This is a genomic window from Sinomicrobium halophytocola (assembly GCF_052983395.1).
Genome location: NZ_JBRKIT010000011.1, coordinates 383,816 through 398,377, shown reverse-complemented (window position 1 = coordinate 398,377; position 14,562 = coordinate 383,816). Strand labels below are relative to the sequence as shown.

The following is a 14,562-nucleotide window of genomic DNA, read 5'->3' as shown; positions in this document are numbered from 1 at the left end:
GATCTATGGGGTTAATCATTCACCACACTATTCGGGCACAAGTTTGTCCATAATACTTTTTTTGTTTGCCGGGATTTAAGGGTAATGTTCAAAAAAACGGGGCAAGAACAGGGCTGCTTTTCCTTGATCGGCATACAAAAGATTAAACAGTTTTATTACGTGCAAAGTACATAAAAATTGAATATAGGTATATTATGATATTGTAAATTCACAACAGCACCATATCAATAAGGAGTTCGTAATACGGAGATATTTAACATAAAATTAAGTTGTACGTGCGAATCGTAATACTGCATTAACCTTCCCATTCCGGCAATCCGATATTTTTGGGTAAAACTTAAAAAACTAAAAACCGAAATCTTACATTATGAGAAAACTTCACTTAATTCGCACATTTTTAATGGTTTCACTTACAGCCTTCATATTGTTTGGCTGTGACGACGGAGAGGATGGCCTGGACGGCACGGACGGTAATAATGGTATAGACGGCGTAGACGGGGAAGATGGAGAGGACCTTACCGAACAACCCACTATGTTCGAAAATAAATCGGAAACCAAACCATTGGTTGCCATGTCCGGCCAGTTCAACTTTGTTGAGGCCTATTCCCTCATCAGCACACCCGACGTTATCGGGGAAGACTTTCAACTGGCAGGTTCCGCTGACGGTGCAGGTTTTTTAAAAGATGGTGACGGGTATATCTATGTGGTGAATTGTGAGGACAGTTATGCCGTTTCCCGGATATTTCTCGATGAATACCTGAACCCAGTATCCGGCGATTACCTGCTAAACTCCGGGGTGGCCGATTATGCCCGTCAATGTTCCGGTACTATGTGGGAAGCTGCCATTCACGGAGGATCAAAAGATTTATTTCTTTCGGCTTCCGAAAATTACCACTATCATGTAAAAGGTATTGATCCCTGGGTAGAATCTCCCACACCTACAGCCGATTTCGCCCTGGATGCCCTCGGACAGTTTGCCTGGGAAAATGCCGTGCCGCTTCCTAAAAACACCTATCCCGGGAAAACGGTTATCATAGGAGGTGACGATGATTCCAGCGATTCCGAAGGACAGGTAGTATTATATTATTCCGAAAACGGTGATGATGACCTGGAAAACGGGAAGATATATGTACTGAAAACAAAACAGGTTTCAGACGGGGAACAAGGGATTACCAATGCAGAAGATGGAATGGCGTATAATGAGTCCAGCTTTGACCGGGGGATGACTTACGATGTGGAATTTGTAGAAATAGAAGATGGGGCTTCCAAGACAAATAGCGAAATGGAAAATGCCTGTATGGCCGTAAACGCAACCCAGTTTATGCGTGTAGAAGATGTGGATTACCAGAAAGGTTCCGATGTCAATGCCCGCAATGTATATTTCAACGTTACCGGGAGAGGCCCGGGGAGTGGTACGTATAACGATTGGGGGACTGTTTACAAACTGGTTTTAGACGAAGATTCACCCCTTACCGGCAAACTTGTTCAGATCATCAGCGGTAATACCGATAGCAACAATATGGATGGCAACCTGGCCGAACTGCAAAGCCCGGATAACATATGTGTTACCGAAAATTTCATTTATTTCCAGGAAGATCCCAATTCCTTCTCCCGGGGACATTCGGCTTATATCTACCAGTCCGATCTCAACGGGTCTAATATTTCCAAAGTACTCGAACTGGTTGTTCGGCAGGACCTTTCGCCAAATAACAGTACCGGGCTAAGTGGAGAATTCGGATCGTTGATCGATGTTTCCGATAAAGTAGGGGTAGACGGAACGTTCCTTCTTGCCGTACAACCACACTACTGGGAAAATGACAACTTTATGAACCTGGATGGCCATACCAATACAGAGAAGGGTGAAGATAACCAGGCATCACAAATAGTTTTACTCAAAGGATTACCAAGATAAGCCTCTTTTCTTAACCATCAATTATAATTAGAGGGTATCTTCAATATAGAAGATGCCCTCTAATGTATCCGTATGATTACAAAATAAAGCCAAATGCGCAATACCATTTTCTACTTGTGTATCCTCACATTGTTAAGCTTTTCCTGCAAACACGAAAAAGTAGAACAACTACCGGATTGGGACAAAACACAGCAATACTATACAGAAGCCATAAACGATGCCATCCGCTATACCGATTCACTCCGTGATGAAGGTGTGAACGGCAAAAACACCAAGACATTTTTTAAAAAGCTACGGATAGCCTTTAAAAAAGCCGAACCCTATGCAGCTTACCTGAACCCGGAAGTCGGGCACAGGGTAAACGGTCCAGCCCTGCCTGTCTTTTTAGATGACAACCAGAGAGTACTCTCTCCCGTAGGATTGCAGAAAATGGAAGAGAGCATCTACGAAGGCGGAGTATCTGACGAGGAGTTTTTGTACGAAACCGATATCACCAGGGGAATGCTGGTCGTACTGCAAAAGGAAATGGAAAAAAGAGCGTTGAATGCCCAGCGCTTTTTTATAGCGACCCATCAACAATTGTTACGTATAATAAGTTTTTCTACTGCGGGATTTGACACCCCGGTGAGTTACCTGAGCATCGGGGAAATAAAAACCTCCCTCAACACCTTAAGAGAAACATATACCAGGAGTATACGCAATATCATCATAGAAAAAAACAATACTCTGGACAAGCAGTTCATACAACGGCTCGAACAGGCAGAAACTTTTGTCACCGCAAACCCGGACTTCGAAACCTTTGATCGTTTTGGATTTATCCGGGACTATATGAACCCCGTAACCCGGGTGTGGGTGAAAATTCGTAAAGAATCCGGTGCCTGGGAACCTTCAGGCAATTACCCGTTTAATTTTGATGCCCCCACTTTTTTTGAGGATAACAGCTTTGACCTCGGGTATTTTACACCCAGTGTCAACAAGAACCCCACGAAAGAACAAATAGCGTTAGGGAAAATGTTGTTTTTCGAACCCGCTTTATCTTCCGGAGGTACCATGGCATGTGCCACATGTCATATACCCGGAAAAGCATATGCCGATGGACTTGTATCCAATAAAGATAACCGGGGAAAGCCGTTAAAAAGGAACACACCTACCTTACTGAACGTAGCCTTTCAGAGATCGTTTTTCTGGGATGGTCGCTCCGAAGACCTTCTGGAACAGATATCCTCGGTATTTACCGATCAAAACGAATTTAACACCCATGTACACGAATTCAACACCGATATTTTAAAAGACAGTACCTATGGTGATAAGTTCCGGCAGGCTTTTGGTCATGTCCCTAAAAATAACCGTGATATTATCCGGGCGATTTCCTCTTACATAAGCACCCTCAACAATTTTAATTCCAGGTTCGACAAGAATATCAGGGGAGAAGAGCATAACTTTTCGGCGGCGGAGAAGGAAGGGTTCAACCTGTTTATGGGAAAAGCCCTGTGTGCAACCTGCCATTTTATCCCTTTGACCGGCGGAACGGTTCCACCTTTCTATAAAGAAACAGAAAAAGAAGTCATAGGCGTACCTGAGACCGCCGACAATAAAATGTTGGACGACGACGAAGGATTTTACTGGAAATACGAAGAAGCACTGCATCGGGGCATGTTTAAAACACCTTCCATACGAAACGTAGCCGAAACAGCGCCCTATATGCATAACGGGGTTTACGAGACCCTGGAAGAAGTAATGGATTTCTACAATAAAGGCGGCGGGGGCGGGCTCGGGTTTGACCTTCCCCACCAGACCCTGCCCTTTGATAACCTCGACCTCACCCCGGACGAACAAAACGCTATTATAGCCTTTATGAAAACATTATCCGGAGAAAAGGTAGTAGATGATTATTAGTCCGGTGGCTTCGATACAGCGGCCTGAAGGCCGCCACTCAGCCACCTCCGTTTTGGTTTTTACAGCACAGCAAAAGCAAACTATAACAGCCCGAGCGTAGGCGGCTGAGTGTTCCGGTCGGAGACCGGGGTGTACCGAAGCCCCCGATTAATACTTCTCATGGTTGCGAACAATATTCTTGCGATTGCGGACATACTTCTCGTGGTCGCTTTAACAAAACTCATAATCCTTTTAACAAAACAGGCGTCCCTATTAACACTTCTCGTAGTTGCGAACAATATTCTTGCGATTGCGGACATACTTCTCGTGGTCGCTTTAACAAAACTCATAATCCTTTTAACAAAACAGGCGTCCCTATTAACACTTCTCGTAGTTGCGAACAATATTCTTGCGATTGCGGACATACTTCTCGCGGTTGCTTTAACAAAACTCGTAATCCTTTTAACAAAACAGACATCCCTATTAACACTTCTCGTGGTTGCGAACAATATTCTCGCAGTTGCAGACATACTTTTTGCGGTTGCGGATCATATTCTTACACTGATGTTGATGATAGTGCCTATGGCAGTTTCAACATCTTCTATGTAGGTATATCGTATCAGCTCCTTTTCATCTTCTTTCGGATATCTTCCAGGCAAAGATTGCCCAGGCTTCCTTCATGAGTATGATGTATGTTTCGTTTGGGCTGGAAATTTCCGTTAGCAATGTCCATCCCCATTTTTTTATAAGCATCGCGGAAGGGCATCCCGGACTGTACGAGTTCATTAAGCGTATCCACACTAAAGAGGTAATCGTATTTCCGGTCTTCGAGGATACCGTCGTTCACACGAATATCTTTCAGCGTAAAAGCAGCCATTTCCAGGCAGGCTTTCAGGTCCTGTATGGCAGGTACAATGACTTCCTTTACCAGTTGCAGGTCCCTGTGATAACCGCTGGGCAGGTTGTTGATAATAAGTGTAAGCTGGTTAGGTACGGCCTGTATCTTGTTGCATTTACCGCGAATAAGTTCAAACACATCCGGATTCTTTTTATGAGGCATGATACTGCTTCCCGTAGTAAGTTCGTCCGGGAAGGAAATAAAATCGAAATTCTGGCTCATGTACAAGCATACATCCATAGCCATTTTAGAAAGCGTAGCGGCAATGCTCCCCATACCGAAGGCGGCGCTTTTTTCTACTTTTCCCCGTCCCATTTGTGCGGCAACCACGTTGTATTTCATCGTAGCAAAACCGAGTTCTTCAGTAGTAAACGTACGGTCTATAGGGAAAGAACTACCATACCCGGCGGCACTTCCCAACGGATTCTGGTCAGCCACCTTATAAGCGGCATCAATAAAATAAAGGTCGTCTATAAGGCTCTCGGCATAAGCGGAAAACCACAGTCCGAACGAGGAAGGCATAGCGATCTGCAAATGGGTATAACCGGGAAGGAGAACATCCTTATGCTTTTCGGCCAGTTCCATAAGGAGGTCAAAGAGTTCCACGGTTTGTTGTCTGATCTCCTGTAATTCATGTTTCAAGTACAGGTGCATAGCCACGAGCACCTGGTCGTTCCGGGAGCGGGCCGTATGTATTTTTTTCCCGGTATCGCCGAGTTTCTGTATAAGGAGATACTCTATTTTGGAGTGCATGTCCTCAAAGCTGTCTTCTATAGTGAAGTTCCCCGCTTCAATGTCCTTTTGGATGTTTCCCAGTTCCGTAACCAGTTGTCCGGTTTCTTCTTCCGTCAGTAAACCTATCTTCCCCAGCATTTTCGCATGTGCTGTAGAAGCGATAACATCATATTTGGCCAGGAGAAGGTCCAGTTCCCTGTCATTTCCTACGGTAAAGTGATCTATTTTTTTGTTGGTGCTAAAGCCTTTGTCCCAGAGTTTCATTATTTGTTGGGTTATTAGGTTACTAAGTTATTGGGTTAATTAGTCAACTCCAATAACTTAATAACTATAATTATTAATTATCAGTACCACGTTTATTAAGGTAAGCGATGTAGCCGTTTAATACCTTATTACAGTGGAGAACTTGTATTCTGTACTTGGATAGGGTTTGTTCATTTATATATTCTTCATCATAAGCGTCTATCAGATGGTTTAAAGTCTCCATAAGACTTCCTCTTGCATTGCGACAGAACTTTGAATTCTCTTTATAATGAAATCTTCCGAAACCTTCAGCAATATTAGCTCCTATGGACCTACTACTGCGGATAACCTGATCTGTAAGCTTATATTTTTCTTCTTTAGGAAATTCACAGGTCAGTTTTCGGATGTCTTTTTTAAGTTGTCTCGCCAGTTTCCATACTTCCAAATCTTCAAAAGTTTGATAACCCATAATTTAATGTTTTTATGATTTAACATTAATCGAGTTTAAATATACGTTTTTCATTATTGTGTTATCAAGTCCATGAAATATTGAGTGTTGACTAAATAACTTAGTAACCTAATAACTCAATAACCCTACAACAACACTCCCTCCAACAACTCAACATACAACTTGACCCCCTCCTCAATCTCCCTCACATAAATAAACTCATCTGCCGAATGCGATCGTGTCGAATCTCCCGGGCCTAATTTCAGGGACGAACAAGTCAATACCGCCTGGTCAGAAAGCGTAGGCGAACCATAAGTTTCTCTTCCCAAAGCTATTCCGGCCTGTACTAAAGGATGCTCCCTGGGAATGGATGATGAATTAAGCCTTAACGAACGGGGAGTGATAACATCGCAGGGTGATTGCGCCTGTAGCAGGTCTGCAATTTCCCGGTTGGTGTATTTGTCATTTACCCGAACGTCGATAACCAGGTTGGTCTCTGCTGGAACTACATTGTGCTGTTTACCTGCATTGAGCTGGGTTACCGTCATCTTCACTTCTCCAAGTACTTCCGATACCTTCTCAAAACGATAGTCCCGGAACCATTCCAATGCCTTAATGGAATTGTATATGGAATTATTGTCATTGGGATGTGCCGCATGACTTGGTGTGCCTTTTACTGCGGCATCAAACACCACAAGTCCTTTTTCTGCTATAGCCAGTTGCATGAGCGTAGGTTCACCCACAATAGCTATGTCTATGTGAGGTAACACGGGGAGCATGCTGTTCAGTCCCTTGTCGCCCGAACTTTCTTCTTCTGCCGAAGCCACGATAACAAGGTTGTAATTCAGATCGGGCTTATCGTAGAAGTAGGCGAAAGTGGCGAGGAGGGATACCAGACATCCCCCGGCGTCGTTGCTTCCCAGTCCGTATAATTTTCCGTCTTCGATATGGGCGTCAAAGGGGTCTTTGGTATAGGCGGTGTTCGGCCTTACGGTATCGTGGTGTGAATTGAGCAGCAGGGTAGGTTTACCTTCTTCAAAATACTTATTAAAGGCGTATACGTTGTTGTCCCTTCGTTTAAAAGGTATATGGTGCGATTGCAGCCAGTTCTCTATATGGGCTGCGGTTTTGTCTTCTTCCGAAGAAAAAGAAGGGGTGCTTATCAGTTGTTTTAACAGCGCTATGGCCGATGGTGTGAGCTGGTCTATCATTTCTATTTTTATATCTTTTAGGTAGTTTATCCGGTTGAGATGCACGGCTGTGCATCTTTACGATTAATCCGTATTATAACGTTAGCGTTGTGAACAGTTTTTCTTTCCCGACGATCATACCCGGCAGTCCGATATGTACTTTGTGGACATGTCGCTGCAATGCATTAAAGCAATTGAGCATTTTGGGCAGCATGCCGTCCGCTATGATGTTTTCAGCGAGCAATTGTTCGTATAGTTCCGTATTGATATGTTCTATAACGGAGTTATCGTCTTCCACGCTTCGCAATACCCCTTTTTTCTCAAAACAATAATACAAGGATGTTTCGAAATGTTCACTCATGGCTATCGCTACTTCGGAAACAATAGTATCTGCATTGGTGTTGAGCAATTGCCCTTTTTTATCGTGGGTGATAGCACAGAATACAGGAGCCATATCACTTTCCAGCAAGGCTTTAACTGCGTTGGCATTTACCCGTTTTATATCCCCGGCATAACCATAGTCGATGTCTTTTACCGGTCTTTTATCGGAAACAATGGTATTGCCATCTGCTCCGGATAGTCCTATGGCGTTACAGTCAAAGCTTTGCAGGCGTGAAACGATATTCTTGTTGGTAAGCCCCCCATAGACCATAACAATCACGTCCAGGGTTTCGCGGGTGGTGATGCGCCTGCCACCTACCATTTGTGCAGGCACACCGAGTTGTTCCGCAATACGGGTGGCCGTCCTGCCACCGCCGTGAACCAGTATCTTATGACCTTCCATCGTCGAGAAATCCTTAAGGAAATCCTGCAATGCCGATTCGTTTTCTATGATGTTTCCGCCTATTTTGACTACGGATAATTTGGTTTTCATTTTTTTACTTTTTTGGCCTGGATTTCTGATGGAGCCACACGGTCGTGTGTCTTTACTATAATGATTCCAATATATGTTTCAGGACAATTTGCGCAGCAAATGTCCGGTTATTGGCCTGTGGTATAACGATGGATTGCGGGCTGTCCAGGACAGCATCATCCACGATAACGTTTCTTCGCACCGGCAGGCAATGCATAAACTTACCGTTATCAGTCAAAGCCATCTTTTCCGGGGTAATCCTCCAGCCCGGATCGGTGTGCAATACCTGGCCGTAATCTTTATAGGAACTCCAGTTCTTAACATATACAAAATCGGCATCTTTCAATGCTTCATCCTGGTCGTGGATTATCGGGATGTTTCCCGTCACCGCCGGATTGAGTTCATACCCGACAGGATGGGTGATGACAAACTCCACATCCATCTTCTGCATCATACCCGTAAAGGAATTGGCAACAGCATGCGGCAATGCCTTGGGGTGCGGGGCCCAGGAGAGAACAACCTTTGGCTTTTCTTTGGTTTTCAGTTCAGTTATCGTAATGGCATCCGTCAGGGCCTGTAAAGGGTGGGCTGTAGCACTTTCCATATTTACAACAGGGACGGAGGCGTATTTCTGAAAACTTTTTAAAACATATTCTTCCTCGTCTTTTTCCTTATCCGTCAGCGTAGGAAATGCCCTTACCGCAATAACATCACAGTATTGAGAAATTACCGCGGCGGCTTCTTTGATATGTTCGGAGGTAGAACCGTTCATTACACTACCGTCTTCAAACTCCAGTGACCAGGCTTCTCCCGAAAAGTTCATAACCATAACCTGCATTCCCAGTTGCATGGCTGCCTTTTGTGTACTAAGGCGCGTACGCAGACTGGAATTAAAGAATAGCATCCCCAGCGTTTTACGCTTTCCGAGCTCCTCGAACTGGTAAGGATCTTTTTTTAATGCAATGGCTTCTGCTATGATTTCCGGGACACTGTCTATGTCATCTGTTGTCAGGTAGTGTTTCATTTGTTTTTTGAGTTAATAAGTTATCGGGTTATTTAGTTATTAGGTGTTTCCTTCAGATAGACGAAACTCAGCTCCCCTCTCCAGAGGGGAGCTTTTTCTTTTCCTCTGGAGAGAGGACTTTTAAGGAGTTGTTACTATTTTATTCAACGCATCAAAAAACGTATCAATATGCTCTTTCTTCACAGTCAGCGGAGGTAAGATCCGTAACAGTTTTTTGTTGCTGCTTCCGCCTGTAAAAATATGATGATCGTAAATAAGTTTTTTCCGGAGTTCACCCACTTCAAAATCAAATTCCAGCCCCAGCATCAATCCCCGGCCTTTTACCTGCTTTATCTGTGGTATGGTCCCGGCTTTTTCTACAAAATAGGCAGCAACTTCCCTGGTGTTGTCCATGAGTTTTTCTTCCTTGAGTACATCCAGGACGGCAATGGCAGCTGCGCATGCCAGGTGGTTTCCGCCAAAAGTAGTTCCCAGCATACCGTGTTTGGCTTTGATGGACGGGTGAACGAGAATTCCCGCTACGGGAAAACCATTGCCCATACCTTTCGCCAGAGAAATGACATCCGGCGTAACATTATACTTCTGAAAAGCAAAGAAATCTCCGGTCCGGCCATATCCGCATTGAATTTCATCCGCAATGAACACGCTGCCGTGTTGTTTGCAGAGTTTGTCTGCATTCTCATAGAAATCTGCCGTAGCTTCGTCCAGTCCGCCTACACCCTGTATAAACTCCACGATAACCGCGCACACATCTCCTTTTTGTAATTCTTTTTCCAGGGCGGTAATATCTCCCAGTTCCAGGAAGGTTACCTGGTGCTGGGCATTGATCGGTGCATTAATATTTTTATTGTCCGTAGCCGCTACGGCAGCGGATGTTCGTCCGTGAAAGGCATTGTTAAAGGCAATGATCCTGGCCTTTCCGGTATGGAAAGAAGCGAGTTTCAACGCGTTTTCATTGGCTTCAGCCCCGGAATTGCAGAGGAATAGTTCGTAATTGTCACATCCGGAAAGAGCGCCAAGTTTTTCCGCCAGTTTCACCTGCAACGGATTTTGCACGGCATTGGAATAAAACCCGAGTTTGCCGACTTGTTCGGATATTGCGGATACATATTTAGGATGAGAATGTCCTATGGAGATCACCGCATGTCCGCCGTAAAGGTCGAGATAGGTAATGCCTTTGTCATCAATAACATGGACATCTTTTCCCTGTACCGGGGTAATGTCATATAATGGGTAAACGTCAAATAGTTTCATTTTTTTATAGATTTCAGATGTGAGATTTCAGATGTGAGATGTAGTTCGAAATTCTATCATCTAAATTCTAAAATCTCATATTCTATACAATTACAGATCGGCAATCTGGTTTATTTTATTGAAAGAGGACACGATTCCTTTGATAAGAGAGGAACTTAGCCCGCTGTGTTCCATTTCGTTAAGACCTTCTATGGTACATCCCCTGGGGGTGGTTACCCTATCGATCTCTTCTTCCGGGTGATTACCGGATTCTATGAGTAGAGTAGCGGCTCCCATACAAGTATGCATGGCTAGTTCCTGTGCTTCCTTGGCATCGAAACCCAACTGAATGGCCCCCTGGGTAGTAGCCCGTATAAGGCGCATCCAGAAAGCGATGCCGCTGGCACAGATCACGGTAGCCGCACGCATCTGTTCTTCGGGGATCTCTACGGAAGTTCCCAGTTTGTTGAAAATAGCCCTGGCTAGTTCCACACGTTGTTTTCCTTTTTCGTTGCTGCACACACAGGTCATGGATTTGCCGACGGAAATTGCCGTATTGGGCATACTACGGATGATATAGTGTTCATTGCCGATAACAGATTCGATTTTCCGGATCTTAAACCCGGTGATCGTGGAAATCAGTACGTGTTTTTCGTTCAGTAAATCCTTTATTTCCTGTAATATTCCTTCAAACTGCCCCGGCTGTACTGCAAAGATCAGTATATCCGAATGCTTTACCGCTTCGCGATTGTCCGAAGTAACGGTTACATTACCGTATTCTTCCCAGCTTTTAATGGCACCCGGATTCCTTTTGGTAAGGTAAAGGGTGGTGACCGAGTTGCTGATGATGAGTCCTTTAGCTATGGAGAGCCCCAGGTTTCCGGATCCTATTATGGCTATTTTCATATGTTGGTTTTTTATTGGCCCATGGCCCTTAAAGTGTTATGGGGCCGACGATGTTTTTAAAATTAATAAGTTGGAGACGTACGGCCGTACGTCTGTACGGGGCCTGTATTAAAAATACGAGGCTTTTAATCCGAGCCCGAGGGTTTCTTCCAGTCCGAATATCAGGTTCATGTTATGTATGGCCTGTCCGGATGCTCCTTTGGTCAGGTTATCGATAATAGAGGTTATCAACAATTTGTTTTTGTGCTTATGCAGGTGGATAAGACATTTGTTGGTATTGACCACCTGTTTGAGATGTAACTCTTTATCGCTGACCGTGGTAAAAATGGCATTTTTATAGAAATCCCGGTATATTTCCTTGGCGTTATCTACACTTTCTTCAAATTCCGTATACGCGGTAGCAAAGATTCCCCGGGAAAAATTTCCCCGGTTGGGCATAAAGAGCACGTCTTTGTCAAATGTATGCTGCAACTGCGTTATACTTTGTCCTATTTCTCCCAGGTGCTGATGGGTAAAAGGTTTGTAATACGAAAAATTATTGTCGCGCCACGGAAAGTGTGAGGTGGGGGAGAGGGAAGTACCCGCCCCGGTAGCCCCGGTTACCGCATTGATATGAATATCCTGTTTTAACAGCCCGTGTTTTGCCAGGGGAAGCAACGCCAGTTGAATAGCGGTAGCAAAGCAACCCGGATTGGCTATGTATTGCGCATTTTTGATCTCCTCCCTGTTGAGTTCGGGTAATCCGTATACGAAATGCATGCCGTTAAAATCCGCATCAGGAGTCAGACGGAAGTCATTGCTCAGGTCTATGATCTTCGTTTTACCGGAAAAACGGTGTTCTTCGAGGAAGGCTTTGGAATTACCATGACCGAGACAGAGAAAAAGTACATCTACTTCGGTGTTTATTTCACTGGTAAATTCCTGCTCCGTTTCTCCCAGGAGGTCCTGATGAATGTCACTTATGGCATTGCCGGCGTTGGAAGTACTGTAAACGAAATTTATTTCTGCAGCGGGATGGTGCAGTAGCAATCGTATTAATTCCCCTGCGGTGTACCCGGCACCCCCGATTATTCCTGCTTGTATCATTTTTAAATATTTAAATTTCAGACGAAGGGCATTATATCTTTACTTCTATCTTCTACCTTCGTGCTTCGTACTTTAATTTATTTTATTTACGTGGTAATAGATCTTGTTCTGGTTGGAGTTTATTTTAATAAACCCTTTGGCATCATCTGCGGTCCAGCCTTTGTTCATTTCGCCGTAGCTGCCGAATGAAGCATTCATCAGATCGTGTCCGGATTGAATACCGTCTACAACAAAGCGGTACGGGTACAGGGTGACAAACACATCTCCGGAAACGTTTTTCTGTGTATCGGCAAGGAACACTTCGATATTGCGCATGACCTCATCGAGATACTGTCCTTCATGAAGGAGCATGCCATACCAGTTGGCCAGGTATTCTTTATGGTGCTGCTGCCATTTGGTAAGTACGTGCTTTTCCAGGGTATGGTGCGCTTTGATGATAACCAGGGGGGCAGCGGCTTCAAAACCGACCCTTCCTTTAATACCGATAATGGTATCACCGACGTGGATATCACGCCCTATCGCATATTGGGAAGCCATACTGTTGAGCAGCTCTATGTTTTTTACAGGGTTGTCCTCTTTGTCATCTATAGCAACCAGTTCCCCTTCTTTGAAAGTGAGTTTTACCTTTTGAGACCCTTCGCTTTTCAATTGGCTCGGGTAGGCTTCTTCAGGGAGTGACTGATGGGAGGTAAGGGTTTCTTCACCACCTACACTGGTACCCCAAAGCCCCCTGTTTATGGAGTATTTGGCTTTTTCCCAGGACATGTCCACCCCGTTTTTCTTCAGGTAATGGATCTCTTCCTGCCTGGAAAGCTGTTCGTCACGGATAGGGGTGATGATCTCTATTTCCGGGGCCAGTATCTGAAATATCATATCAAACCTTACCTGGTCGTTCCCGGCCCCCGTACTGCCATGGGCGATGTATTGAGCGCCTGTTTTCTTGGCATAATTGACAATCTCGATAGCCTGTACGATCCGTTCGGCACTGACGGAAAGCGGGTAGGTGTTGTTTTTTAGAACATTCCCGAAAATAAGGTATTTGACTACTTTGTTATAGAAAGAGTCTACCGCTTCTATATTACTGTATGTAGCTACCCCGAGTTTCAGGGCTTTCTCTTCGATCTCTTTTTTCTCTTCGGCAGTAAATCCTCCGGTGTTTACGCTTACGGCGTGTACTTCATACCCTTTTTCCTGGGATAGGTATTTTGCACAATAAGAAGTGTCCAGTCCGCCGCTGTATGCCAAAACGAGTTTTTTCATTATTATTTGTTGTTTTAATTTGTCAATTAGCAAATTTGGCAATGTGCCAATGTATTCACTTATTGACACATTATTTATTATTTCCTTTTAATTTATCCATAACCTTTTTCAGACTTATAAAACCTTCTTCTACGGGGAAAATGGAATTTTTGGAAGGCTTTTTCTTCTGTAGAAAAAGGGCTTGTTTGATGTTTTTCAACCTTTGGAGCACCTTGCTGTTATAGGGGTGCTTTTCTTCGTTGTTTTCCTTTTCTGCAGGATCGTAGAGCATCCCGGTACACAGGCACATCTTTTGTTGCGTCCGTTGCAGGATATCATAATTCTTACAGGTCTGACAGCCCTTCCAGAAGGTAGGGTCGTCCGTAAGCTCGGAAAAAGTTACGGGTCTGTATCCCAGTTCGTAATTGATCTTCATTACGGCCAGTCCGGTAGTAATACCAAATATCTTGGCATCCGGATATTTTTCCCTGGAGTGGTCGAAAATGGTTTTTTTGATCTTTTTGGCAAGACCGAGGTTCCGGTAGTCCGGATGCACAATGAGCCCGGAATTGGCGACGAACTTTTCGTGCCCCCAGGCTTCGATGTAGCAGAACCCTGCAAATTTATCACCATCTACGGCAATAACCGCATTGCCGCTCTCTATCTTCGAAATAATGTATTCCGGAGTTCTTTTGGCAATACCGGTACCTCTTACCTTGGCCGATTCTTCGATCGTATCACAGATAAGGGAAGCGAATTTTATATGCGACTTGTCAGCAATAACAATGTCCATTTTGCTTTGACTTGGTTGAAAAAATAAGTGGAATTTTCTTTGAATGGGGAACCGGACTCACCTAAGTTCCAAAATAAAAGTACACCCTTACGGGCGACGGGGAGTACGACGCACAACAGGACGAATC

At 44.3% G+C, this 14,562-nt stretch carries 13 protein-coding genes; 3 read left to right on the top strand and 10 right to left on the bottom strand.

From position 1 onward, the window contains the following. Positions 1-367 precede the first annotated feature (367 nt). From ACVBDY_RS03665 to ACVBDY_RS03655, 3 genes are all read left to right on the top strand, one after another. Complete coding sequence (locus ACVBDY_RS03665; RefSeq protein WP_447174113.1) at positions 368-1,912, top strand: PhoX family protein; 1,545 nt, start codon at positions 368-370, stop codon at positions 1,910-1,912. A gap of 93 nt (positions 1,913-2,005) precedes the next feature. Continuing rightward, complete coding sequence (locus ACVBDY_RS03660; RefSeq protein ID WP_447174112.1) at positions 2,006-3,808, top strand: cytochrome-c peroxidase; 1,803 nt, start codon at positions 2,006-2,008, stop codon at positions 3,806-3,808. A gap of 159 nt (positions 3,809-3,967) precedes the next feature. Next, positions 3,968-4,396, top strand: coding sequence for a hypothetical protein (locus ACVBDY_RS03655; protein ID WP_447174111.1), 429 nt, complete (start codon positions 3,968-3,970; stop codon positions 4,394-4,396). Between the two features lie 10 nt (positions 4,397-4,406). Here the strand turns inward: ACVBDY_RS03655 and argH are convergent, their stop codons facing one another. From argH to ACVBDY_RS03605, 10 genes are all read right to left on the bottom strand, one after another. After that, a complete protein-coding gene (argH, locus tag ACVBDY_RS03650) occupies positions 4,407-5,684 on the bottom strand; it encodes an argininosuccinate lyase (RefSeq protein WP_447174110.1) in 1,278 nt (425 codons plus the stop codon). Positions 5,685-5,757: 73 nt separating this feature from the next. Continuing rightward, a complete protein-coding gene (locus ACVBDY_RS03645) occupies positions 5,758-6,132 on the bottom strand; it encodes a four helix bundle protein (RefSeq protein ID WP_447174109.1) in 375 nt (124 codons plus the stop codon). A gap of 125 nt (positions 6,133-6,257) precedes the next feature. Next, the gene (locus tag ACVBDY_RS03640; RefSeq protein ID WP_447174108.1) at positions 6,258-7,322 is read right to left on the bottom strand and encodes a M20 family metallo-hydrolase; all 1,065 of its coding nucleotides are present in this window, start codon (positions 7,320-7,322) and stop codon (positions 6,258-6,260) included. Positions 7,323-7,395: 73 nt separating this feature from the next. Beyond that, positions 7,396-8,175: an acetylglutamate kinase gene (gene argB, locus ACVBDY_RS03635; protein ID WP_447174107.1), complete on the bottom strand. Its 780-nt coding sequence runs from the start codon at positions 8,173-8,175 to the stop codon at positions 7,396-7,398. Positions 8,176-8,230: 55 nt separating this feature from the next. Next, positions 8,231-9,178: an N-acetylornithine carbamoyltransferase gene (locus tag ACVBDY_RS03630; protein ID WP_447174106.1), complete on the bottom strand. Its 948-nt coding sequence runs from the start codon at positions 9,176-9,178 to the stop codon at positions 8,231-8,233. A 120-nt stretch (positions 9,179-9,298) separates the two neighbouring features. After that, positions 9,299-10,432 (bottom strand): aspartate aminotransferase family protein, encoded by a 1,134-nt coding sequence (locus ACVBDY_RS03625; RefSeq protein WP_447174105.1) that lies wholly within the window; start codon positions 10,430-10,432, stop codon positions 9,299-9,301. 90 nt (positions 10,433-10,522) lie between these two features. Then, positions 10,523-11,317 (bottom strand): pyrroline-5-carboxylate reductase, encoded by a 795-nt coding sequence (proC, locus tag ACVBDY_RS03620; protein WP_447174104.1) that lies wholly within the window; start codon positions 11,315-11,317, stop codon positions 10,523-10,525. Between the two features lie 108 nt (positions 11,318-11,425). After that, on the bottom strand, positions 11,426-12,403 hold the full coding sequence (gene argC / locus ACVBDY_RS03615) for an N-acetyl-gamma-glutamyl-phosphate reductase (protein ID WP_447174103.1): 978 nt from the start codon (positions 12,401-12,403) through the stop codon (positions 11,426-11,428). Between the two features lie 72 nt (positions 12,404-12,475). Then, positions 12,476-13,663, bottom strand: a complete 1,188-nt coding sequence (argG, locus tag ACVBDY_RS03610) for an argininosuccinate synthase (protein WP_447174102.1) — start codon at positions 13,661-13,663, stop codon at positions 12,476-12,478. Positions 13,664-13,733: 70 nt separating this feature from the next. Further along, complete coding sequence (locus ACVBDY_RS03605; protein WP_447174101.1) at positions 13,734-14,435, bottom strand: GNAT family N-acetyltransferase; 702 nt, start codon at positions 14,433-14,435, stop codon at positions 13,734-13,736. Positions 14,436-14,562 lie beyond the last annotated feature (127 nt).